The organism is Tetragenococcus solitarius NBRC 100494 (assembly GCF_001544195.1).
Classification (GTDB): Bacteria; Bacillota; Bacilli; order Lactobacillales; family Enterococcaceae; genus Tetragenococcus; species Tetragenococcus solitarius.
Genome location: NZ_BCPY01000013.1, coordinates 1 through 23769 on the forward strand (window position 1 = coordinate 1; position 23769 = coordinate 23769).

The following is a 23769-nucleotide window of genomic DNA, read 5'->3' on the forward strand; positions in this document are numbered from 1 at the left end:
TGAAAATCAAATACTTTTTGGTTTTGGGGAAGTACTCAAGTGGCTGAAGAGGCGCCCCTGCTAAGGGTGTAGGCCGTTTACGCGGCGCGAGGGTTCGAATCCCTCCTTCTCCGTATCAGCGATCCGTTGGTCAAGTGGTTAAGACACCGCCCTTTCACGGCGGTAACACGGGTTCGAATCCCGTACGGATCATCGGAAGCATTCAGTAATGAATGCTTTTTTTTAAGTTATTTGAGAACTTTTGCTGACAGTTTCGGTTTCGACTCATTTTTTAAATGAAAATAGATTGTTTAGCTTATCTATTAGAATCAGACCGTTGCAAGTTCCCGAGAGGATTCATTTGTTTATCTCAAATGAAGATGCCTTGTAACCGAAAAAATATTTTAGGGGGAATCATCATGAAAGAAAGACGTTTATTTACTTCTGAATCCGTTTCAGAAGGTCATCCTGATAAAATTGCTGATCAAATTAGTGATGCGATTTTGGATGCGCTATTAGAACAAGATCCAATGGCACGTGTTGCTTGTGAAACTTCAGTCACGACCGGATTAGTATTAGTTTTTGGTGAAGTTTCTACATCAGCATATGTTGATATGCAAAAAGTTGTAAGGAAAACGATCAAAGACATTGGTTATGATCGACCTGAATATGGTTTTGATGGTGATAATGTAGCGGTCTTAGTTGCAATTGACGAGCAATCACAAGATATTGCACAAGGTGTGGATACATCGTTAGAAGCAAGGGAAGATAGAGAAAAACGGATCAATGCAATCGGAGCTGGCGATCAAGGCTTAATGTTTGGCTATGCAACAAATGAAACTTCAGAGTTAATGCCACTGCCTATTTCTTTGAGTCATAAGATTGTTGCTCATTTAGCAAAATTAAGGAAGACCTCGGAGATCAGTTATTTACGTCCAGATGCAAAATCGCAAGTAACGGTTGAGTATGATGAAAATGATCAACCTAAAAGAGTAGATACTGTTGTTATTAGCACACAACACGATGATGAAGTGGCTAATGAAACAATTCGTCGAGATATGATCGAAAAAGTGATCAGACAAGTAATTCCTAATGAATTATTAGATGAACAAACAAAATATTTTATTAATCCTACCGGTCGTTTTGTTATTGGAGGACCTCAAGGAGATGCAGGCTTAACTGGGCGGAAAATTATCGTAGATACTTATGGTGGTTATGCTCGTCATGGTGGCGGTGCATTTTCGGGTAAAGATGCTACAAAAGTAGACCGTTCTGCAAGTTATGCTGCTCGTTACATTGCTAAAAACATTGTGGCAGCAAAATTGGCGGATAAGGTAGAAGTACAGCTTGCTTATGCAATTGGCGTAGCTGAGCCTGTATCTATTGCGATTGATACTTTTAAAACAGGGAAAGTATCTCAAGAAAAATTAATTGAAGCAGTGCGTGATAATTTTGATTTGCGTCCTGCAGGTATTATTGAAATGTTGGATTTAAGACGTCCTATTTATAAGGATACTGCAGCTTACGGTCATTTTGGTAGAACCGATGTTGATTTGCCTTGGGAAAAGACAGATAAAGTAAAAGCTTTACAAGAATACGTCAAGTAATATTAGAAGCTCCTTATTGATATGAAGTAATGATCTTAAATAGTTAGGATAAAGCCTAACGTTTACAGTTCAGTACATCATTCAATGGAGCTTTTTATTATTGTAAAAAAGTTTGCTACAATGATAGTAAATATTAAAGGATGTGAGTGTAAGTCATGGCGTTTTTACAAGCAAATGTTTTTTCCAATGTGTTGGAAATGGAAGTGATGCTAGATATTATCTTGCCACAGGAAACGAAGAAAACATTTGGTACTAATACAAAAGGAACTTCTGAGGACGTGCCAGTACTATATTTATTGCATGGAATGAATGGTAATCATAGTGTCTGGCAAAGGAGGACGGCCATTGAGCGGTATGTAGCAAATATGGGATTAGCTGTTATTATGCCTTCTACAGACCTTGCTTGGTATACAGATACTAGATATGATATGAATTACTGGACATTTATCGCCGAAGAATTGCCTGAAATTTGTCATGAATTATTTCCGCAATTAACGACTAAAAGAGCCAAGACATTTGCAGCAGGTTTATCAATGGGTGGCTATGGAGCTGTAAAACTTGGATTACGAAAACCAGAAAACTTTGCTGCAATTGCTTCTCTTTCAGGAGGACTAACAATTGCTGAAGGTATGGATCAGTTATTAGAAATAAAGGGTAGATCATACTGGGAAGGAATTTTTGGTCCATTGGCAGAAATTAAAGGGTCGGAAAATGACCTGATTCATCTAATTAAAAATCTAGAGGCAGCACAAGCACCTAAGTTTTTTATTACTTGTGGAACTGAAGATCCATTGCACCAGTCCAGCACTTATACAGTAGAAAAAATGCAGGAACAAGGATATGACGTAAGCTTTGAAGATGGTCCTGGAGAACATGACTGGATATATTGGGATCATTGGATTCAGCGTATTTTAGATTGGTTGCCGCTTTAATCAAACAGAGGGTTTTTGTTTGTTATTATAAAAATATTTAGCCAGTTATGTAGATTTTCTACTTAACTGGTTTTTTTACGTTTATTTTGTAATGACTAGAATGATTTGATCAATCAATTAAATTTTTACAGAATTTATTTTAAAGATTAATCAACATAAGAAATGATGTTTCAGAATAAGACGAATTATGTTTTATCTATTGAAATAATGTTTCTTTTCGCTTATAATGAAAGCGAATTAACAAAGGCGGTGGCAGAAATGTTAGGTTTTTCGATTTTTTTGGGAGAGACTTTAACAGAAGATAAGAAACGTTACATTTTAGCAATGAAACAAGCAGGTTTTACGCGTATCTTTACTTCTTTACATATTCCAGAAGAGGACCCACAAAAAGTCATCAACACATTGCAACAGCTAGGTTTGTTCACTCAAAAGTTGCATATAGATCTAATGGCAGATATATCAAGCGACGGTCTGCAACGTTTATCTATTGATCTTAACCAAGCAGGAGCATGCGAGAATTTAAAACAATTAGGGATTACCGGTATACGAATGGATTACGGAATTGATAACCAGACGATTGCAGCGGTCTCTCAACAAATGAAAGTAGGACTAAACGCGTCAACTTTATCTGAAGAAGATGTGGAACAATTAGCTTCTTTTCAAGCCGATTTTACCAAAATGGAGTTATGGCATAATTATTATCCACGACCTGAAACAGGTTTATCAAGTGAATATTTACAAACGGTGAATCATAAATGGCAGACACTGGGTTCTAAAATTGTAGCTTTTGTAGCTGGAGACGAAAATTTACGAGGGCCATTATATAAAGGTTTACCAACCTTAGAAAAACATCGTAATCAACATCCTTTAGCAGCAGCACTTGATTTGTTCTATAATTACGGATGCGATATTGTTCATATTGGTGATGGAGGGCTTTCTAAAAAAGTTAAAGAACAGTTTAATGTATATTTTAAGCAAAAAAAGATGTTACTTGAAGTTGATTTATTGTTAGATTCTTATCGTGCGCTTGTCCTTGGTGAGCATACCAATCGAATTGATGAAGCACAAGATGTTATCCGAAGCCAAGAATCAAGAAGAAACAACCGTCAAACGATTGAAGCGGAAAATAATCAGTTGCGAGATCAAGGTTCTGTTACTATAGACAATAAAAATTATCAGCGATATATGGGAGAGATGCAGATAACAAAACGTAAGTTGCCGGCAGATAAAAAAGTGAATGTAGTGGCAAAAATTACAAAAAAAGATCGAGAGCTAGTGCATTATATTGGGTCAGGTTGTCGTTTTGAATTAAGGGAAGGCAGGAAAAGATATTGAGTGAATTAGAAAAATTAGCAACAGAAACGAGAAATCAAAGAACGATGGCTTTGGATGATATGGACATCATGGAAGTATTACAGACCATGAACGACGAGGATAAAAATGTGCCTTTGGCTATCGAAAAAGCACTACCACAAATAAAAAACGTTATTGAACAAATTATACAAACATTTAGAAAAAAAGGAAGGCTTTTTTACATTGGTGCTGGTACCAGCGGACGTTTAGGAGTGCTTGATGCGGCAGAATGTGTGCCAACCTTTGGAACTGAGCCAGAAATGGTACAAGGCTTGATTGCGGGTGGGATGAAAGCAATGACAGTTGCTGTTGAAGGAGCAGAAGATTCCCAAGAGCTGGCAAAAGAAGATTTATCTAAAGCTTTATTAAGCCAAGATGATATTGTTGTAGGAATTGCTGCCAGTGGTCGTACGCCTTATGTGATTGGCGGGTTGGATTATGCCAAAGAAGTGGGAGCTACGACAGCTTCATTAGCATGTAACAAAAAGGCTCAAATTAGCCAGCATGCGCAGTTTCCTATTGAAGTTGAAGTCGGTCCTGAAATTTTGACAGGTTCTACTCGGTTAAAATCTGGGACCGCCCAAAAGCTAGTGTTAAATATGCTTTCGACAGTTTCGATGATTGGCATTGGAAAAGTATATAAAAATTTGATGGTGGATGTCCGACCTACCAACGAAAAATTGGTGGAAAGATCTAAACGAATTATTATGCAGGCAACGGATTGTAGCTATGAGCAAGCAGATCAAACTTTTTACCGCGCAGAAGAAAATGTAAAACTGGCCATCGTTATGATTTTGACCGGAGCAGATAAAAATGAAGCAAAAGAAAAATTGATTGCAGGCAACGGTTTTGTCAGAAATACACTTTAAAAAGGAGGAGAAAAAATGGCAGATAAAATTACCAGATTAGCAGAAGAAATTTATGAACACGTCGGTGGCGTGAACAATGTTAATAAAATCGTTAATTGTATGACCCGTATCCGCATGGGCGTTATTGATGATAGTAAGCTAGATATTGATGGACTAAAAGCGATTGATGGAGTTATGGGTGTTGTTGAAGATGAAACCCTGCAAATTGTACTGGGACCAGGAACTGTGAGCAAAGTTGCTCAAAAAATGGCAGACATGGCTGGAGTAGAATTAGGAGAAGAACGCCCGGATGGAACCTCTGTGGAAGAATCTCCTGCAAAAGAAACGACAAGCGGAAAAGATGATGTGAATGCTAAAGCAAAAGAAGTTCATGCACAAGTGAAAAAGAAAAACCAAAAACCTTGGTCAAAGGTATTAAAATCAATCGCTAATATCTTTGTACCACTCATTCCCGCTTTTGTTGGTGCCGGCATTATTGGCGGAATTGCCTCTGTTTTAACGAATATGCTAGAAGCTGGAACGATTGCTGGAGACGCTTGGGTCAATATTGTAAGTGTTGGTTCGATTATTCAAAGTGGTGTATTTACTTACTTAGTTATTTACGTGGGGATTAATGCTGCACGTGAATTCGGTGCGTCTCCTAGTTTAGGTGGAGTTATTGGTGGTGTCACCATGCTAACCGGTATGAGTGAAGATCTGCCGCTTCCTAATATTTTTACGGGTGAACCGTTAGCTGGAGGTCAAGGTGGTGTGATCGGTGTCATTATTGCGGTTTTCTTGATGGCACAAGTGGAAAAATGGCTACACAAAATAGTGCCAGATGCCGTTGATATTATCGTGACACCAGTACTTACGCTAGCTGCTATGGGTGTCGTTACGATCTTCTTTATCATGCCCTTGGCTGGTTGGATTTCTGATGGTCTTGTAGGAGGTATTAGTTGGGTTCTAAGCGTAGGCGGTGCCTTTGCTGGTTTTGTCTTAGGAGCTTTATTCTTGCCAATGGTCATGTTTGGTTTACATCAAATTTTGACCCCAATCCATCTTCAATTGATTGAGACCTATGGGAGTACAACTCTATTGCCGATTTTAGCTATGGCTGGTGCAGGACAAGTAGGGGCAGCTATCGCTTTATGGATACGTTGTCGCAATAACAAAAAATTAACAGAGATGATTAAAGGGGCATTACCGGTTGGTATTTTGGGGATTGGTGAACCTTTGATTTATGGAGTAACCTTGCCTTTAGGAAGACCATTTATCACGGCTTGCTTAGGAGGCGGTATCGGTGGCGCTGTTGTTGGTTTGTTAGGTGGTGTTGGTTCGATTTCCATTGGGCCTAGCGGACTCGCGTTAATTCCATTAATTGCCGGAGGAACTACACCGATGCTTAATTATGTGATTAGTTTAATTGCAGGCTATATTGGCGGATTTGTATTAACTTATTTCTTTGGCACCAATGAAGATATTCGAGAAGGGAACATTATATGAGAAAAGCTGTTATTTTTGACGTGGATGGAGTTATCGTTTTTTCTGAAAAGGTATATCAACAACGACGAGCTCTCTTCTTTGAAAAAAATGGCTTATCCGTACCTCAAAAGGTACAAGAACGTTTTGTCGGGTCAAATGCGCAAGATATGTTTGAGCAACTGATACCCGACGATAGAAGAAAGCGCGAAGAGTTACTTCAGGCCTATAAAGAGTTTCGTCAACATTATCCGATTGATTATAAAGAGATGTTTAATCCTGACATCTTACCAACATTAAATGGTTTAGTAAATAGAGGCTTACGTTTGGCAGTAGCCTCTTCTGGTCCATTAAAAAATATCTATCGTATACTAGAAGTAAATCAGATCAAAGATTATTTTGAATTAGTTACAAGTGGCGAAATGTTTGCCCGCAGTAAACCGAATCCAGAAATTTATCAGTATACAGTGTCTCATCTTGAGTTACAGCCTAGTGAATGCTTAGTTATTGAAGATTCAGCACTTGGTATCGAAGCTGCTCGCCGCGCAAATTTATCTGTAGCAGCTTTAAAAAGTCACCAATTTGTGATTGATCAGTCGCAAGCCACATATCACATTGACTCGACCAAGCAGTTGTTGACTTTAGTTTAAATGTAAGCAGACGTTTTGGTTTAATAAAACAATACCTTTAGCACTTTTGAAATCGGATATAAAAAAGAGAGAAGGTATCTCAATATGAAAAAGTGTGGAAAAAAACTCATTATGCCTTGTGTAGTATTCGGTATTTTATTTTTTACCAGCGCATGTGTACTACAAGATAAAACGGATGTGAAAAAAATTAGTAGCCCTAAAGGTTCTTATCAGCTTAGTCAGACTTATCCAATCAAAGCAACGGATGAAGCGTTTGACAGTTCACTTTTGACAAATCAGATGGCGTCATTTTATGGGTATGAAGGACAAGGGGAGTTATTATTAAAAACGAACGACAAAAAAGCATTCAAGATCTATGTAAATGGTGAGGAGGTATTTGCTGATTTGTCGAATCAAAAGTGGCAGCAGGTTGATATTTCGGAATTTACAAAAAATGGAGACAACAATTTACAAGTCAGCCAAGTTGAAAATAACAACAAAGCAAAAATGAATGTAAAAGTTCCTTACCCGGTTTTAAAGGATAAGACTGAAGATTATACTGAAAACGATAATTTCAAACTAATTGATCAACTTATTAATGCAGAAATCAAAAATGGTTTTACATCAGCACAATTAGTGGTAACGAAAAATGGTAAGATCGTTAAATCTAGTGCTTATGGGAATATAAGCGCCTATGACCTACAAGGTAATCCCCAAAAAGATGGTAAAAAAGTAACTGAAAATACTTTGTATGATTTAGCTAGTAACACAAAAATGTATGCGACCAATTATGCGATCCAAAAGTTAGTTTCAGACGGAGATTTAGCTATCGATCAGAAAGTTAGTGATTTTTTTCCTGATTTTAAGGATAAAAAGTCAGATAAAATAAAAGGGAAAAATGAATTAACTGTAAAAGAAATACTAGAACACCAAGCAGGGTTCCCGGCAGATCCACAGTATCATAATAAAAACTATGATCCTGATGCAGATGATTTATCTAGTCCTGATGCTAATAAAAAGTTATATACTCAAGATCGAAACGAAGTTATGGAAAAAATTATTGCCACACCTTTAGAATATGAACCTGGAACAAAGACAATGTATTCAGATGTTGATTACATGCTACTTGGTTTTATTATTGAACAAGTAACAGGACAACGTTTGGACAAATACATGAGCAAAAATTACTATCAACCACTGAAATTACAACATACGACTTTTAACCCTTTGGAACATAATTTTACAAAAGAACAAATTGCTGCAACTGAAATACATGGTAATACTAGAGATGGTGCGATCGATTTTGATAATATCCGGGAAAATACTGTGCAAGGTGAAGTACATGATGAAAAAGCATTCTATTCTATGGGAGGCATTAGCGGGCATGCAGGGTTATTTGCAAACGCAAAAGATCTAGCGGTGTTAACTCAAATTACTTTGAATCGAGGCGGTTATGGGGACCAACAGTTTTTTGATGAAGATACGATGGATCAGTTTATTAAAGCTAAAGATACTGATCCAAGCTTTGGTTTAGGTTGGCGCCGTAAAGGACAACATCTATATTCTTGGGCATTTTCTCCTTTAGCAGATACTAGTACTATCGGACATACTGGCTGGACGGGGACACTAACAGTGATTGATCCAATCAATCATATGTCTGTCATATTACTAACAAATACTAAAAACTCTCCAGTTATTGATAATAAAGAAGATCCCAATGACTTTGTTGGAGATCACTTTTTAACGGGGCAGTATGGTTTAATAGCAACCCTGGCTTTTGATAGTCATAAAAAAGATAACTCTGCAGCTAATAATGCCAAGTTAGTGGATATGGTGATTGCTAAATATCGTTACATGAAGGCAAATAAAAAAGACCAAACTTCAGCTGATTATGCGCAGCTGCAATCTTTACTTGACGTAGTGAATGAACGTAAGAATAGTAAGGAAATTATTGATTTTATGAAGACTAAACAGTTTAAACAAATGAATGAATTTGTTTCTAATGGTTAAATAGTTATAAAAAGATATAAGAAATAGCGTTTCTATTTGTTGTTTGTTTTCTTTTTATAAGTGATAATTTGGTGTTAAGGCGTGTGACATCGCAGTAAGAATTTAGTAGGATAAGTTGAGGAATAAAGAAATGAATATTTTATTTACTATCCAGCATCAATTAAATAAATTACCAAAGGCGGAAAAGAAATTAGCAGAATGGATCTTGCAACAGCCTGAAGAAGTGATTCGCATGAGCGCAAAAACTTTGTCCCAAGCTTCTAATACCAGCCCTGCTACAGTTGTGAGGCTGTGTTATTCATTAGGTTTGGAAGGATTTACGGATTTAAAATTAAAACTATCTGCAAATCAACCGGCAATCAAAGAAGATCTTTATACAGATATTGTACCTGGCGAGGGTATTAGTACAATTAAACAAAAATTATTGTTAAAAATGACGGATGGTTTAGAAAAAAATTGTGAGAAGCTTGAGACTGAACCTATCGAACGAATTGTTCGTTTACTTGAAACGACAGAAACAATGTTTACCTATGGAATTGGCGCCTCAGGGATTGTTGCAGATGATTTTGCCCAGAAATTTTTACGTGTGGGAAAAAAAGTAATTTATAGTAAAGATTATCATTTACTGACAACAGCCATTGTAACAAACGAAATTCCCTCCTGGATCTTTTTGGTTTCAAATTCGGGCGAAAAGCAAGAGGTAGTGAATTTAGCTTTATTGGCAAAAGAACAAGGAATTCCGGTTGTAGGTATGACAAGCAAAGCTCATTCTTCCCTAGCGACTATTGCAGATGTATTGTTACACACCGCAGACGGTGGTGAAGCGCCCTTGAGAAGCTCGGCAACCAATTCGTTGCTGGTACAATTGTATACTGTAGATGTACTACTTTCTGCTTATGCAACTAAACATTATGATAAAATTTTAAGACAGTTAGAACAAACCAAAACAACAGTGCAAATTATTGAGCAAAATGATTAAAAAAGCAGCCTAGTGTATCTCTTTTTAGTCTTCAGTCATTGAGGATAAAGATACATAAGGGCTGCTTTTTTGTTATACTTATTTAAAAAGCAAAATTATGGAGGAAAGAACATGGGATTTCACGCACTGATGTATCACGAAATCAGAGAAAAAGACTCATTTGATGCAACAAAGCCGTCACCTATTTTGGTCAATCAACCGTATAAAGATGCCCTGCCTGTAAAACTATTCAGTGATTTAACTGACTTTAAAGCACAGATGGACTTTTTAGAACAGGAAAATTATTACACACTTAGTCTACAAGAAGTAAAAAATTACTATCAAAAAGGAAAAAAGCTGCCTGAAAAGTCTGTCCTATTAACTTTTGATGACGCTTACCAATCTGTTTATAAGTATGCTTATCCGATTTTACAGCAAAAAAATTTTCATGCAGTGTGTTTTGTTGTTAAGAGCTGGCTCTTTGAACAAATCCAAGAATTTAAGCCCAGTCAATCTGTTGTGATGGCAAAAAAGGAATTAGAAAAGATGAAAGATGTCTTTGAACTAGCGAATCATACCACCAATTTACATCAACGTTATCCTGATGGGTCGACTGAGATGCAAAAAGTTTCAGAGGGTAAATTAAAAAAAGATCTCAAGGATTGTGGTCAGTATGTTGATTATGCGGATATTTTTGCCTATCCCTTTGGTGTTTATCGCCAGGCGGATGTTAAAAGATTAGCACAATTAAATATTCAATATGCGTTCACCACAGTGCCAGGAGAAAACATGCGACAAACACCTGTACTCACTTTACACCGAGATACTATTTGGTATGGTTGTACATTATCTGAGTTTAAGGCTTTGCTGAGAAAATAAATTATTGAGCTATATTAAGGAGAAATAAATGAGGACACAAAAATTAGCGATTATCGGATTAGGACATGTAGGTTCCAGCGTATTGGCAACGGCGGTGCAAACAGAACTTTTTGGTGAAATTGTCTTGATTGATCCTAGAGATCATGTAGCTTTTGGTGAAGGGTTAGATCAGACGCATGCTGGCGGTTTATTGTCTCGTAAGAATATCACCATTTATGCAGGATCTTATGGGGATGTCGCAGATGCAAATATCATCATAATTGCGGCTACCCATGTTTATCCGAATGGCGAAATCCCTGCAGATCGTCAAGATTTACTAACTGAAAATTTACCCATTATTCATGAAATTATGAAAAATATTGTACGACATACGCAAACAGCCATGTTGATTTTCATTACCAACCCAGCGGATACGATCATTCATATTGCGGCGTCTTATGATTATCCTCGAAATTTACTTTTAAGTACAGGAACCATGCTAGACTCTTCAAGGTTGCGACAACTGCTGGGTCAGCGCTATCAAGTTGATCCTAAAGCTATTTCTGCCTATATGATGGGAGAACACGGCTATGCTGCTTTTCCTGTGCTTAGTCATTTGACAATCGGCGGAATTGCTTATGAACAGTTGAGTGACTATTTTCCTGAGATACCGCTACTTACAGCTGAAGAGATAAAAGAAAAAGTTGTCCAAGCAGCTTATGATGTTTTTGAGACTAAAAATGGTGTGACTAATGTTGCCGTTGCACAATCTGCCATCGATATTGCACGTTGTGTACTATTAGATGAAAAAAGTATCTATCCGGTGAGTGTTCCTATGTCTGAATATGAATATGGGTTTAGTGGACGTTGCGCCTATAGTGTTCCATGTATATTAGGAAAAGACGGGGTGGAGAAAAAGCTGCTAGTAACACTAAATGAGTGGGAAAAAGAAAAATTAGCAGAAGCTGTGACTAGCATACGTCATTCGATTGCACTGACAGAGTAAAGCCGACAAACTATGAATTTATAAAAAACAGCTACCATCTGAACCGACGCCCAAAAGTTAGATTTTTGTTCTAACTTTTGGAGGTCACTTCAATCATCAGGCAACTGTTTTTTGAGCTATCGATTAATTTGAAAACGCGTAATATACTCAGCTGTTTCTTCAATTGACATATCGTCTACTTGTATAGTCTTTGCTTCTAATCTACGATAAACTTCTTGGGCGTAGTCCATTTCTTCTCTGATATGCTCAACGTTTGTATAAGACGAACTACCACCTAGACCCAGAGAATTTAATCGTTTTTCGCGCCTTCGTTGAATCACTTCAGGAGTAGCAACTAAACCGATGAGTTTTTCCTTCGATACATCAAAAATTTCTTTGGGCAGGGGAATTTCAGGTATCAATGGCAAGTTGGCTACTTTATAAGATTTATTTGCTAGATACATACTTAAGGGAGTCTTTGAAGTACGAGACGGTCCTAAAATAACATAGTCTGCTTTTGAAAATCCTTTAGGATCTTGACCGTCATCGTATTTTACAGCAAAATCTATCGCTTCTATTTTTGTAAAATAATCCGATGTTAGTTTATGTTGCGCGCGAGCTTCACCTTTAGGTTCTAGACCGGTTTTTCCTTGGATAAGTTTCATCATTGGTGTCATGAAATCTACATAACTTAAAGAAGTACGAGAAGCAAATTCTTGGGCAGCTTCGTTGAAAGAATCTTTTACTAACGTACTAGCAACCACAGCACTTTCTTGTAAAGCATCCCCTAAAACCTTAATTAGTTCTTCTTTAGAGTCGATAAAGGCAAATCGTTTCGTTTCAACATTCGATAATTCTGGAAATTGGGCAAGTACGGCGGTTGTGATCTTTTGTGCAGTATCCCCAATGGAATCAGAAATAATAAATAACTTTAGTGAGACATCTTTATTCATGTTATGCATTCACCTTAATCCCTTCTTCGATAAAATGATTCATGATCCGTGTTTTAGTTATTTTACCAACAATTTTATCTGGCGTCTTATTTTCAACAACGGGGAGTGAGTCGACTTGATGCTGCATTAATAAATGACCCGCTGTCAAAATTGTCTCATCCGAGGTGATTGTAATGATGTTTGGCATTCGGCTCATGACAACAGCTACTGGAATGTTTTCTTCGTTACTGGCTAAAACACTGCGTAAAAGATCCTTTCTTGAAAGAACACCAACTAATCTTTTATCTTCATTAACTACATACAAAGAACCTACATCGTACATAAATAAGTCTGTAATAGCGTCTTTTAAAGAGGTATCCTGTTTGATAAACACAGCCGGAATCATAATATCGTCCACTTTTTTCGTGTATAATTTTTCAAATAGTAACGGTTCGATTGTCTGACCGGAGTAAATATAACCAACTTTAGGACGTGCATCTAATACCCCTGTCATGGTTAACAGTGACAAATCATTGCGCAATGTTGGTTTTGTAAGGTTCAGCTTTGCGGCAATATTATCTCCGGTAATGGGTTCATTTGCTTTAACAATCTCCATAATTAACTTTTGACGGTCAGAAAATTCCATAGTGACTCCTTCTTCATTCTTATTTATCTTTATCATAGCGCAATTTCAGCTATACGACAATCGTTGAGTGCTGCTTGCCCGCAAGCTAAACGTGCTGCTGGGATACGATAGGCTGAACAAGAGACATAATCTACGCCGGCTTGTTGAAAGAAAGAAATGGAATTAGGATCACCGCCGACTTCGCCGCATACACCAATCATCATATTCGGATTGGTTTGACGAGCCTTTTTGACCGCCGTTTGAATAAGTTTGCCCACACCTGCTTGGTCTAAGGTCTGGAAAGGGTCTTGCGTTAAAATTCCCTTTTCTTTATAGATTGGTAAGAACTTACCAATGTCATCACGGGAAAATCCATAAGTCATTTGGGTAAGATCATTTGTACCAAAACTGAAAAAGTCCGCATGTTTAGCTAGTCTATCAGCAGTCATACAAGCTCTAGGTAATTCAATCATTGTGCCGATTTCAAAAGGAAAAGGCTCTACATTGGAAGCTTCGAATAAGTTTTTAATAGTGCGAAGTAAAGAATTTTTAACTTCGATTAATTCCTTTTCTTCGGCAACTAATGGAATCATGATTTCTGGCTTTACGCTATAACCAGCTTGCGTTAATTTAATCGCACTAGTGAAAATGGCTTTAACTTGCATTTGATAAATTCGTGCTTCAGTGATTCCTAAACGACAACCTCGATGGCCCAACATAGGATTGGTTTCATGTAATTGTGCTATTTGTTTGGTGATTTGTTCAGGAGCTTTTTCCAATTGTTTTGCTAATTGTTGAATTGTTTGCGGGTCGGTCGGTAAAAATTCGTGCATTGGTGGGTCTAAAAGACGGATAACCATTGGTTTCTCTCCAACTGTTTGTAGCATATGATAAAAATCATCTTGTTGGAAATCAAGAAGCCTTTGAAGAGCTACCTCAAAAGAAGTTTCGTCTTCTGCCAAAATAAGCCGACGCATTTCCAAAATTCTTTTTTCGCCAAAAAACATATGCTCTGTACGTGCTAGACCAATTCCTGAAGCGCCAAAATTGATCGCTGCTGATAAATCTTGGATATTTTCTGCATTTGCGCGTACCATCAACTTTGCTTCTTTATCTGCCCAATTCAACAAACGTTGTAAATTTTGATTATCAGTAGGTCTTACAGTTTTTAATTCAGCTTGATAAATGGTTCCTGTAGTACCATCAACAGAAATCGTACTTCCTTCGATTAAGGTTTGTCCTTTGCAAGTAACCGTTTGCGTTGTTTCATTAACAATGAGCTCTTCACAGCCAGCTACACAACATGTTCCCATTCCACGGGCAACTACAGCAGCATGGGAAGTCATCCCTCCTCTAGAGGTAACAATTGCCTCACTTACTACCATTCCTTCAATATCTTCCGGTGAAGTTTCTTGTCGCACAAGAATAACTTTTTTCCCTTCTTCATGAAGTTCTTTAGCCCTTTCTGCTGTGAATACAATTTGACCACTAGCAGCTCCAGGACTTGCCGGCAGACCTTTAGCTAGTACTTTAGCACTCTTAAGTTCTGCTGGGTCAAATATTGGATGAATTAATTGCTCCACCATCGTTGGTGTGATTCGTAATAACGCTTCTTTTTTGGTAATCGTTCCATCGTCGACAAGGTCTAAGGCGATGTTAAGTGCAGCTTGCGCGGTACGTTTGCCGCTTCGTGTTTGCAAAATATAAAGTTTTCCATTTTCGATGGTAAATTCGATGTCTTGCATATCCTTATAATGGTCTTCCAAAATTTTTGCGTAATCTATAAAATCAGAATAGGCCACAGGTAACAACTGTTTCAATTTGTCAATTGTTTGTGGCGTTCGGATGCCAGCGACCACATCTTCTCCTTGTGCATTAGGTAAAAATTCACCAAAAAGCTTCTTTTCGCCAGTTGCAGGGTTTCTAGTAAATGCAACCCCAGTTGCACTTTTTTCTCCGCTATTACCAAAAACCATTGACTGTACATTAACCGCAGTTCCTAGGTCAAATGGAATGTCATGTAAGTTACGATACACTTGTGCTCGCTCATTATTCCATGATTGAAAAACGGCTTTAATTGCTGTAAATAGCTGTTCTAAGGGATCTTGAGGGAAATTTTTGTGCTGTTTATCAAAGAGCTGCTTATATGCTTTAATTACCTCTTGTTGCTCGGCTAACGAAAAATAACTAGGCGCTTTGTCAAAGGTTGTTTCAAACTTTTGTAAGATTTGATCAAACTGCTCCTTAGAAATCCCGTAGACGACATCACCAAACATTTGCATAAGACGGCGATAGCAATCATAAGCAAAAGAAGGGGTGGTTAATCTAGCGAAATCCCGTACTTTTTTATCATTTAACCCAAGATTTAAAATAGTATCCATCATCCCTGGCATGGAAAACTTTGCTCCACTACGCACAGAGACCAACAATATGGAGCTGTCAGCGAGAAATGATTTTCCTGTTTCAGTTTCCAATCGATATATCGCTTTCAAAACCTCTTCTTTTAAAGACTGTTCAAAATAGTCATCTTGTTGCAAAAATTGCATACAAGCAGTCGTTGTAATAGTAAAACCAGCAGGAACTGGTAATCCTAATTGGGTCATTTCTGCTAAATTTGCTCCTTTTCCACCTAATAAATCTTTCATAGTAGTGTTTCCTTCATTAAAATGGTAAATTTGTTTCAAATTAAACACATCCTTTCTTTTTAGTATGTATTATTTGACGCAAATTAAATATATAATACGTACTAAATAAATGTCAATCGAAAATAAAACATTTTTAAAGAAATTAGAATGTATTAATGGTTGCCATTTACTCCATAAAGGCTTTTTGTTTTAAATTTTTTGAGGTTTGCTTTATGATGAATATGTAAAGTTGTTTTTTAACAACAAAGAAAAATTTAGGAGGAAAAAAATATGGCAGATCAAAAAAGTACAACTGGAGTTAATGCACAAAAAGGCCAAGAACAAGTTTCTGGCGAATTAACATTTGAAGACAAAGTGATTCAAAAAATTATTGGAATTGCTTTGGAAAAAGTTGATGGATTACTGCAAGTTGATGGTGGCTTTTTCTCAAGTATGGCTGAACGTATTTCCAATTCAGATAACGTAACAAACGGCATCGATACTGAAGTAGGTAAAGAACAAGTTGCTGTGGATTTAGACGTTGTCATTGAATACCGTAAAGACGCAGAAAATATTTATGAACAAATCAAAAAAGTTTCCGCAGAACAAGTGAAAAAAATGACGCACTTAGACGTAGTTGAAGTAAATGTTCATGTAGAAGATATAAAGACGAAGGAAGAAATTGAAGAAGATAAAAAAACTGATGAACAACAATCGGACCAAACAAATAGTGAATCGAATAACTAAAATTTGAGCATGATTTTATCGCTGAATCCAACGAACAAGTCACATCATCATGGGTCGGTTACATTTTGTACTGTTGAGCTTGTAACGTTGGTAGAGAGGGTGAAGCTATGGGTAAGCTACGCAAAAGCTTAATCAGCATCCTACTGTTGCTTTTGATTTTTACACTTTTCTTTGTATTCGTTGAAAACCAAGATGCAGTGCAATTACCAATACGTTTTATTTCAATGTATAATTACCCATGGATTGGTATGTATGTGCAGGAGCTATTATTTGGCTTAAGTATTTTATTTCTTGTACTAACGGTTTTATTTTTTGTGATCACGATTTTTTATCCTAAAAAGAAAAATATTTTAGTTTTAGCGCAACAACAAGGAACGTTAAAAATTCAAAAAAAAGCAGTGGAAAACTTTGTACTGCAAATTGTTGATAAAGAACCTTTTATTGAAAATCCTTCAATCAAGGTAAAAATGTACAACAAAAAAGTACGGATCAAAATTGCTGGTTACATGAGAAAAGCACCAGCTATTTTGGAAAAACAAAATGAATTGGTGGAAGAAATCCAATCACAAGTGGCTTCATTACTAGGAACGACTGAAAATATCAAAACAGATGTGTCTCTTGAAAATTATCGAAAACCAGAAGAAAAAAATCAAGAGCGAGTAAAATAAAGGAGGTTGCCAAATGCAAGAATTTTTACAACGATATCGTGATGGAATTATCGGCGGCGGAATCGGTTTAATTTTGGCAATTCTTCTGCTGATGATCGGTTTTTTAAAAACACTGCTAGTTATTGTCTGTACTTTTGTAGGAGCATTCATTGGGATCTATTTGAATCGGACCGGTTTTTTTGAGCGTTTCAAAAATCCTAGAAGATAGAAAAATTGGGAGGCTGTTAAGATGGAAAAACAAGATAACAAAATAAATACAAATAATATTTCTGGTGAATTAACGTTTGCCGAAAAAGTAATTAAAAAGATTATTGGTTACGCAATGGATAACATTGATGGTTTATTGACGATTAATGGTGGCTTTTTCTCCAATATTGCTGAAAAATTAGTGAATACTAACGATGTAACAACAGGAATCAACGCTGAAGTTGGAAAGAAACAAGTCGCTGTAGATATGGACGTAGTTGTTGAATATGGAAAAGACAGTCGTCATATTTATGACGAAATTAAGCGGATTATTTCAAAAGATGTTAGCGAAATGACACATCTAGAAGTCGTTGAAGTAAATGTAAATGTAGTAGACATTAAAACACAAGAACAATATGAAGAAGAAAGTGAAACAGTACAAGATAAAGTAACGAGTGCTGGAAAAACAACAGGTCATTACATTTCACAACAAACCAACAAAGCCACTCAAAGTGTTAATGAAAGCGTAGAAAACTTTGAAGAAAATCGTGAACCTAGAGTGGAATAATTAAACCTCATAAAAAGAGTCCTTGCAAAATGCAAGGACTCTTTTTTGTAAAAAAAGAACATATAGGGTCTTTTTATGTATTTTTAGGGTTGTATTAGTTCAGTAGGAGAGGTATCACGAGCGTAGTTAATATATTTTAAAAGCAGTTCAGGCGATTCCTTGCCGTCTTTTTTAATCCAAAGTAACAAAATCGAAATCGTACTTGATAATAAAATCTCCTCAGCGTAGTCATTCGGTAATTTTTCGATCGGTAGACGGTTGGCTTCATGTAAGGCGATATGTCTTTTCACAGTATCCATTAACAATTTTTTAAAGGTAGAGACAAATTTAGGATCGCCATTTTCCTCGACGAGTGCTTTGATAAAAGCTAAATCATCTTTGACATAATAGAGGGCATCAAGAATTAGTTGGTCAGGTATCAGCGGGTTTTCTTCTTCTTTGGCAACAGGCTGTTCAAGTATTTGCTGGATATTTGATAGAATTTCTTCCTCTAATTTTTCGACCAAGTCATATTTATCTAGGTAATGAAGGTAGAAAGTTCCCCGATTAATTTGAGAATAACGGGTAATATCACTGACAGTAATTTCCTCCAAATTTTTCTTACGAAGTAACTGGGTTAAGGCTTGTTTAATTTTCTTTTTTGTTTGGGTATTCCGCTGCATATATACCACCTTTTTTTAAGTATAGTGTACAATGGAAGTGTCAATAAAATCAACATGATGTACAATTAATTTTTTAAATAAACAAAAAATTGCAAGTTGTTTATGGGAATTTTCTTGTAAGCATACTATAATGCTACATAGAACTCAACAAGTTGTTCATATAAGGAGGAGCTTTTGGATGTCTTATATTGAAATAAAAGACAGTACGAAGAAATTTAAAACAGGCGATACAGAAATTATTGCCAATGATGCTTTATCATTTTCCGTTGAAAAAGGGGAATTAGTGGTGATTTTGGGTGCTTCTGGTGCAGGGAAATCCACGCTTTTGAATATATTAGGCGGAATGGATACCAATGATAGTGGGCAAGTTATCATTGATGGACAAGATATTTCCAGTTATTCTGATAAAAAATTGATTACCTATCGCCGCTATGATGTAGGTTTTGTTTTCCAATTTTATAATCTTGTACAAAACCTAACGACAAAAGAAAATGTGGAACTTGCTTCAGAAATCGTGAAGAACCCTCTAGATCCGGTAGAAACTCTGAAAGAAGTCGGGCTAAGTAAACGTATTGATAATTTTCCAGCCCAGCTTTCGGGTGGTGAACAGCAACGCGTTTCGATTGCAAGAGCGATTGCCAAAAATCCTAAAATCTTACTTTGTGATGAACCTACAGGAGCACTTGATTCACAAACAGGTAAGCAAATTTTACAGATTTTACAAGATCGAAGCAGAAAACAAGGATCAACGGTAATTATCGTTACCCATAATTCAGCCATTGCACCGATTGCTGACCGTGTTATTCGGATGAGTGATTCTAAGATTAATGAAGTCGAAGTCAACGAACAACCAATGGATATTAAAGATATTGAATGGTAGGTGAGGACAAAAATGCGTAAGAAGAAACTTTGGAAAGACATTGGTCGTTCATTTACTGGCTCTTGGGGCAGATTTTTTTCCATCCTGAGTTTAATGGCTTTAGGAACCTTTGCTTTTGTTGGCTTAAAAGTAACTGGGCCTGATATGCGTGCTACGGCCGAAAACTTTTACGATCAAACCAATCTAGCTGATATGACTTTAACTTCAACTTGGGGACTTGATGAATCTGACCAAGATCTTTTAGAAAAAAATAAACAACTAGACGATGTCGAGTATGGTTATTTAGAAGATGTTACATTAAAAGATACTGATACGAGTATGCGGATTTTTTCAGCTCCTGAAGAAATTTCCCAATACGAAGTGGTTGAAGGCAATATGCCGCAAAAAAATAACGAAATTGCTTTAGATTACCAACAACAAGATCACTTTGACTTAGGTGATACGATTAAGCTTGAACAAGAAAAATCAGACGACTCTGAGAATGAAACAGATGAATCTTCCCCAGAAATTTTAAAACGAACGACTTATAAAGTTGTCGGTTTTGTCAAGTCAAGTGAGATCACGGAGACTTCTAACATCGGACAAACTACCGTTGGCACAGGTCAACTAGATAGTTATGGTGTAGTGTCTGAAGAAAATTTTGACTCCGATGTTTATATGATTGCACGGATGAACTTTTCAGATACACGCGGACTAAACGCTTATAGCGATAAATATGATAGGCTAATTCGTAAACACCAAAAATCGGTCGAAAAATTATTTGATGACCAAAGTGAAAAACGTTTGGCTGATGTGAAAGAGGATCGTCAACAAGAAATTGATGATGGTTGGAAAAAAATAAAGGACACCAAACAAAAATTAAAAGATGCTAAAACCCAACTTGACAAGGCACAAGAACAAATTCAAGAAGGGCAAGAGCAAATTGATGAAAATCAGGCGCAATTAGAAAATGAAGTTGCCCAAGCACAAGTTCAAATCAATGATGGACAACAACAGCTTGACCAAGGAAAATCAACGATAGCCACAGCTGAAAATCAATTGGTACAAGCTAAAACTCAATTAGATAATGGAAAAGCTAGCTTAAGTCAAAAATGGACGCAGTTACAGTCTGCAAAAAGCCAATTGGATAACGCTCAATCATCGCTAGCTTCAAACAAGGAACAGCTTGATAAGGGCGCTGCTGCAATAAAACAGGGAAAAGAACAGTTTGCTAGTAGCCAACAGAAAATTAGCGAAAATGAACAAAACTTACAAGCAGGGCAATCACAAGTTGAACAGCAACAAAAAAACTTGCAACAACAACAAGATGAAAAGCAAGGTCAAATTGAACAACTTCAAAATAAAAGTGAAGAAGCTAAAAAGCAGGCCGCTCCTTTAAAAGCAAACTATGAACAAATTGCCGCTGAAAATAAACCAGTAATTACACAATTAGAAGAACAAAAAGAGCAAGTAGAAAGTGAAGAAGATAGTCAACGATTAGACGAGCAAATTCAAGCCAAACAAGAAGAGATAGACGCAGCTGAGCAATCGTATAATCAAGCGCTCGGTACATCGGATGCTTTACAACAAAAAGCTGATAACGCCCAGTCTACGCTCGATGCAACATTAGGTGAAAAACAAGAACAGCTTTCAAACGTCAAAAGTGAGGCTGAACAAGGACAACAAACGCTAGATTCAGCTAAGCAGCAATTAGAGCAAAAACAAACGCAGCTTGTACAAAAAGAACAAGAATATCAAAGTGGTTTAGAGCAATATAACGCTGGCGTACAAACTTTCAATCAAAATAAAGCAGCTTACGAACAAGGCCTTTCTAAATGGGTTTCTGGGATGGAAGCTTTGAATAAAAACTCTGCAGAATATCAAAAAAATGCGCAAAACTTAGCGACTGCAAAACAAGAACTAGGAAATAAAGAAGCAGAACTAATACAAGCGAAAAACACTTTAGCAGATAAACAAGTACAAGGACAAAACCAACTTGATCAAGCGCAAGATAAATTGTCTGATAAAAAGGCAGAATATGAAGAAAACAAAGCCGATTACGAAAAACAAAAAGAAAAAGCAGATAAGGAAATACCAGATAGAGAACAAGAGTTAAAAGATGCTCAAGAAGAACTTGATGACTTACAAGCACCTGAATATACTTTTGATGACCGCAAAGATGGGAATCCTGGATATAAACAGTATTTAGAAAATTCCCAACGCGTGGATATTTTATCCAATATTTTTCCTGTCTTCTTATTCGCTATTGCGGTATTAGTTAGCTTGACTACAATGACGCGTTTTGTTGATGAAGAACGTATCAACACAGGTACATTGAAAGCTTTAGGATATAGCAACTGGGATGTTAAGAAAAAATTTGTTGTTTACGGCATCGTTTCAAGCTCACTCGGCGCTATATTAGGCACGGCTTTAGGACATACCTTACTACCAACGGTTATTTTTGAAGCTTATGCCGCTTCTTCAACTTTTGACCAAGTGACATTGAACTTTTCAACCTTTTATTCCTTTATTGGTTTTGCGATTGCGATCATATGTACCACATTACCGGCATATCTAGTGGCAAGTAGAGAATTAAATGAAAAAACCGCTCGCCTTTTAGAAGCAAAACCACCGAAAAAAGGTTCAAGAATTCTACTAGAACGTATTACTCCAATTTGGAACCATCTAAGCTTTACCTACAAGGTAACCGCTCGTAATTTATTCCGTTATAAAAAGCGGATGTTTATGACTGTTTTTGGCGTGGCCGGGTGTACTGCGCTACTAGTGACTGGTTTTGGAATTAGAGACTCGTTAACTGGGATCGTGGATCACCAATTTGATGATTTGGTGAAATACGACCTGATTGTTAATAAAAAAGATAATCTATCAGATGACGAGCAAGAACAAATGGATAAAAAACTAGACCAAAACGATGTTGCTAATGCTACGGATGTATATTATGAACAGTTAAATGTTCGAGCAGGAGAAAATAATGATACACAGGATATTACATTATTAGTTCCTGATGATGAACAAGCCTTTAATCAGGATGTAGAAATGGTTACAAGAGAAGAGCAAAAACAATTATCGTTGTCCGATGATGGAGCTATTTTATCCGAAAAATTGGCAGATTTATTAGACGCAAAAACAGGAGATACAGTTACCTTAGAGGATGAAGACGGACAAAGCCATCAAGTGAAAATTTCAGGTATAACCGAAATGTATATGGGTCATTATATTTATATGAGTCAGAAAGCTTATCAAGATGCCTTTGATTCTAATAGTGATCCTAACAGCTATCTAGTAACATTAAATGACACCTCGCAAGAAAATATCGATAAACAGTCTTCAGCATTTATGGACTTAGATGGTGTACAAGGTGTTGTTCAATCGAGCGCCATTAGCGAACAGGTGGACAATGTGATTGATGGCTTGAATAATGTGATATTGGTTTTAATTACTTGTGCTACTTTACTTGCATTGGTTGTCATTTATAATCTAACCAATATCAATGTTTCTGAACGAATTCGTGAGCTGTCTACGATCAAAGTATTAGGCTTTTACAACCGAGAAGTAACGATGTACATTTACCGCGAAACGATTCTACTTTCTATATTAGGTATCTTAGCCGGTTACGTTGTTGGTTATTTCCTACACGGTTTTATTATGCAGACCTTACCACCAGATGAGGCGATGTTTAGCCCAGGTTTACAGCTTTCTAACTTTGGTTTATCGGCAGGAATTACTTTATTAATTACAATCTTATTAATGTTTGTTATTCATCGAAAACTTAAAAACATTGACATGCTAGAAGCACTACAATCTGCTGACTAACAAGAAACGTCGCTTTCTAAAAAAGAAAGCGACGTTTTTAGCTGTCTATTTCAAACAAATCCTTTAAAAAAAGGAAACTTCCGGTTTTATTGAATATTTACAAAAAAGGAGAATCGTCATTAATTAGGTTATCATTGGACATAAAATTTTACTACTTTTGTCCGATAACTGTTTACAAGACAAAAGAACTCATTACTTATGTCCTTATTTTGCCTATTAGACAAAAGTTCGACTGAGTTATGTCCAATAAATAGAAACCGGACATAATATTTACGAAGTTATGTCCGGTTTCAGCAAAAATTACAGTATTTTCTTTGATTTCTTCGTTTATTAGACAAAAGTTCCTAATACTTATGTCCGTGTTACTACCACTGGACAAAAGTTCAGCTGACTTATGTCTGATAATTAAAAATGGGACATAAC

Annotated in this window: 20 protein-coding genes, 2 tRNA genes and 1 riboswitch; of the genes, 18 read left to right on the plus strand and 4 right to left on the minus strand. The window is 36.7% G+C overall.

Annotated elements, in window-relative coordinates; translation table 11 throughout:
* Positions 1–25 precede the first annotated feature (25 nt).
* The 12 genes from TS1_RS05510 to TS1_RS05565 all read left to right on the plus strand — a co-directional run bounded on the left by TS1_RS05510 (position 26) and on the right by TS1_RS05565 (position 11662).
* Positions 26–113: transfer RNA gene (locus TS1_RS05510), tRNA-Ser, on the plus strand.
* 7 nt (positions 114–120) lie between these two features.
* Positions 121–192, plus strand: a tRNA-Glu gene (locus TS1_RS05515).
* Positions 193–311: 119 nt separating this feature from the next.
* Positions 312–401: riboswitch (SMK box riboswitch) on the plus strand.
* Positions 399–1586 carry a methionine adenosyltransferase gene (gene metK / locus TS1_RS05520; RefSeq protein WP_061841289.1) on the plus strand — a complete coding sequence of 396 codons (1188 nt, stop codon included), beginning with the start codon at positions 399–401 and terminating at the stop codon, positions 1584–1586. (Overlaps the previous riboswitch by 3 nt.)
* Positions 1587–1741: 155 nt before the next feature.
* A complete protein-coding gene (locus tag TS1_RS05525) occupies positions 1742–2518 on the plus strand; it encodes an alpha/beta hydrolase (RefSeq protein WP_061841290.1) in 777 nt (258 codons plus the stop codon).
* A gap of 258 nt (positions 2519–2776) precedes the next feature.
* On the plus strand, positions 2777–3853 hold the full coding sequence (locus tag TS1_RS05530; protein WP_068708665.1) for a DUF871 domain-containing protein: 1077 nt from the start codon (positions 2777–2779) through the stop codon (positions 3851–3853).
* A complete protein-coding gene (gene murQ / locus TS1_RS05535) occupies positions 3850–4740 on the plus strand; it encodes an N-acetylmuramic acid 6-phosphate etherase (protein ID WP_083498243.1) in 891 nt (296 codons plus the stop codon). Before TS1_RS05530 ends, murQ begins: the two co-directional genes overlap by 4 nt.
* 15 nt (positions 4741–4755) lie before the next feature.
* Positions 4756–6225, plus strand: coding sequence for a PTS transporter subunit EIIC (locus tag TS1_RS05540; RefSeq protein ID WP_068708667.1), 1470 nt, complete (start codon positions 4756–4758; stop codon positions 6223–6225).
* Positions 6222–6851 (plus strand): HAD family hydrolase, encoded by a 630-nt coding sequence (locus TS1_RS05545; RefSeq protein ID WP_061841293.1) that lies wholly within the window; start codon positions 6222–6224, stop codon positions 6849–6851. Before TS1_RS05540 ends, TS1_RS05545 begins: the two co-directional genes overlap by 4 nt.
* Positions 6852–6935: 84 nt before the next feature.
* Entirely contained in the window at positions 6936–8840 is a 1905-nt protein-coding gene (gene pbp4b, locus TS1_RS05550; protein ID WP_234748323.1) for a penicillin binding protein PBP4B, read from the plus strand.
* A 130-nt stretch (positions 8841–8970) separates the two neighbouring features.
* On the plus strand, positions 8971–9819 hold the full coding sequence (locus tag TS1_RS05555; protein WP_061841294.1) for a MurR/RpiR family transcriptional regulator: 849 nt from the start codon (positions 8971–8973) through the stop codon (positions 9817–9819).
* 111 nt (positions 9820–9930) lie between these two features.
* A complete protein-coding gene (locus TS1_RS05560; protein ID WP_061841295.1) occupies positions 9931–10677 on the plus strand; it encodes a polysaccharide deacetylase family protein in 747 nt (248 codons plus the stop codon).
* Between the two features lie 28 nt (positions 10678–10705).
* On the plus strand, positions 10706–11662 hold the full coding sequence (locus TS1_RS05565) for a lactate/malate family dehydrogenase (protein ID WP_061841296.1): 957 nt from the start codon (positions 10706–10708) through the stop codon (positions 11660–11662).
* A gap of 116 nt (positions 11663–11778) precedes the next feature.
* On the opposite strand, the gene TS1_RS05570 is transcribed toward TS1_RS05565, so the two are convergent.
* The 3 genes from TS1_RS05570 to ppdK are packed head-to-tail and all read right to left on the minus strand — an operon-like array spanning position 11779 to position 15882.
* Positions 11779–12594, minus strand: coding sequence for a pyruvate, water dikinase regulatory protein (locus TS1_RS05570; RefSeq protein WP_061841297.1), 816 nt, complete (start codon positions 12592–12594; stop codon positions 11779–11781).
* 1 nt (position 12595) lies between these two features.
* Complete coding sequence (locus TS1_RS05575) at positions 12596–13219, minus strand: helix-turn-helix transcriptional regulator (protein WP_061841298.1); 624 nt, start codon at positions 13217–13219, stop codon at positions 12596–12598.
* A gap of 32 nt (positions 13220–13251) precedes the next feature.
* Positions 13252–15882 (minus strand): pyruvate, phosphate dikinase, encoded by a 2631-nt coding sequence (ppdK, locus tag TS1_RS05580; RefSeq protein WP_083498244.1) that lies wholly within the window; start codon positions 15880–15882, stop codon positions 13252–13254.
* 231 nt (positions 15883–16113) lie between these two features.
* Here ppdK and TS1_RS05585 point away from each other — a divergent pair, with 231 nt between their 5' ends.
* The 4 genes from TS1_RS05585 (at position 16114) to TS1_RS05600 (ending at position 17991) form a co-directional block, all read left to right on the plus strand.
* Positions 16114–16569: an Asp23/Gls24 family envelope stress response protein gene (locus TS1_RS05585; protein WP_068708669.1), complete on the plus strand. Its 456-nt coding sequence runs from the start codon at positions 16114–16116 to the stop codon at positions 16567–16569.
* A gap of 107 nt (positions 16570–16676) precedes the next feature.
* A complete protein-coding gene (amaP, locus tag TS1_RS05590; protein ID WP_068708671.1) occupies positions 16677–17237 on the plus strand; it encodes an alkaline shock response membrane anchor protein AmaP in 561 nt (186 codons plus the stop codon).
* 13 nt (positions 17238–17250) lie between these two features.
* Positions 17251–17445, plus strand: a complete 195-nt coding sequence (locus TS1_RS05595; protein WP_061841300.1) for a DUF2273 domain-containing protein — start codon at positions 17251–17253, stop codon at positions 17443–17445.
* A gap of 21 nt (positions 17446–17466) precedes the next feature.
* Positions 17467–17991: an Asp23/Gls24 family envelope stress response protein gene (locus tag TS1_RS05600; RefSeq protein WP_061841301.1), complete on the plus strand. Its 525-nt coding sequence runs from the start codon at positions 17467–17469 to the stop codon at positions 17989–17991.
* Between the two features lie 83 nt (positions 17992–18074).
* Here TS1_RS05600 and TS1_RS05605 read toward each other — a convergent pair whose 3' ends face one another.
* The gene (locus tag TS1_RS05605; protein WP_068708673.1) at positions 18075–18653 is read right to left on the minus strand and encodes a TetR/AcrR family transcriptional regulator; all 579 of its coding nucleotides are present in this window, start codon (positions 18651–18653) and stop codon (positions 18075–18077) included.
* A 178-nt stretch (positions 18654–18831) separates the two neighbouring features.
* Here TS1_RS05605 and TS1_RS05610 point away from each other — a divergent pair, with 178 nt between their 5' ends.
* Positions 18832–19533 carry an ABC transporter ATP-binding protein gene (locus TS1_RS05610; protein WP_061841314.1) on the plus strand — a complete coding sequence of 234 codons (702 nt, stop codon included), beginning with the start codon at positions 18832–18834 and terminating at the stop codon, positions 19531–19533.
* 12 nt (positions 19534–19545) lie between these two features.
* Positions 19546–23346, plus strand: coding sequence for an FtsX-like permease family protein (locus TS1_RS12515; RefSeq protein ID WP_068708675.1), 3801 nt, complete (start codon positions 19546–19548; stop codon positions 23344–23346).
* The last annotated feature ends 423 nt before the right edge of the window (positions 23347–23769 follow it).

Coding starts and splice junctions, on each gene's coding strand:
- TS1_RS05610 (WP_061841314.1), top strand. CDS start 18,832: ATGTCTTATATTGAAATAAAAGACAGTACGAAGAAATTTAAAACAGGC.
- TS1_RS05545 (WP_061841293.1), top strand. CDS start 6,222: ATGAGAAAAGCTGTTATTTTTGACGTGGATGGAGTTATCGTTTTTTCT.
- pbp4b (WP_234748323.1), top strand. CDS start 6,936: ATGAAAAAGTGTGGAAAAAAACTCATTATGCCTTGTGTAGTATTCGGT.
- TS1_RS12515 (WP_068708675.1), top strand. CDS start 19,546: ATGCGTAAGAAGAAACTTTGGAAAGACATTGGTCGTTCATTTACTGGC.
- TS1_RS05560 (WP_061841295.1), top strand. CDS start 9,931: ATGGGATTTCACGCACTGATGTATCACGAAATCAGAGAAAAAGACTCA.
- TS1_RS05600 (WP_061841301.1), top strand. CDS start 17,467: ATGGAAAAACAAGATAACAAAATAAATACAAATAATATTTCTGGTGAA.
- TS1_RS05595 (WP_061841300.1), top strand. CDS start 17,251: ATGCAAGAATTTTTACAACGATATCGTGATGGAATTATCGGCGGCGGA.
- TS1_RS05575 (WP_061841298.1), bottom strand. CDS start 13,219: ATGGAATTTTCTGACCGTCAAAAGTTAATTATGGAGATTGTTAAAGCA.
- TS1_RS05525 (WP_061841290.1), top strand. CDS start 1,742: ATGGCGTTTTTACAAGCAAATGTTTTTTCCAATGTGTTGGAAATGGAA.
- amaP (WP_068708671.1), top strand. CDS start 16,677: ATGGGTAAGCTACGCAAAAGCTTAATCAGCATCCTACTGTTGCTTTTG.
- TS1_RS05570 (WP_061841297.1), bottom strand. CDS start 12,594: ATGAATAAAGATGTCTCACTAAAGTTATTTATTATTTCTGATTCCATT.
- TS1_RS05565 (WP_061841296.1), top strand. CDS start 10,706: ATGAGGACACAAAAATTAGCGATTATCGGATTAGGACATGTAGGTTCC.
- metK (WP_061841289.1), top strand. CDS start 399: ATGAAAGAAAGACGTTTATTTACTTCTGAATCCGTTTCAGAAGGTCAT.
- TS1_RS05585 (WP_068708669.1), top strand. CDS start 16,114: ATGGCAGATCAAAAAAGTACAACTGGAGTTAATGCACAAAAAGGCCAA.
- TS1_RS05540 (WP_068708667.1), top strand. CDS start 4,756: ATGGCAGATAAAATTACCAGATTAGCAGAAGAAATTTATGAACACGTC.
- TS1_RS05555 (WP_061841294.1), top strand. CDS start 8,971: ATGAATATTTTATTTACTATCCAGCATCAATTAAATAAATTACCAAAG.
- TS1_RS05530 (WP_068708665.1), top strand. CDS start 2,777: ATGTTAGGTTTTTCGATTTTTTTGGGAGAGACTTTAACAGAAGATAAG.
- TS1_RS05605 (WP_068708673.1), bottom strand. CDS start 18,653: ATGCAGCGGAATACCCAAACAAAAAAGAAAATTAAACAAGCCTTAACC.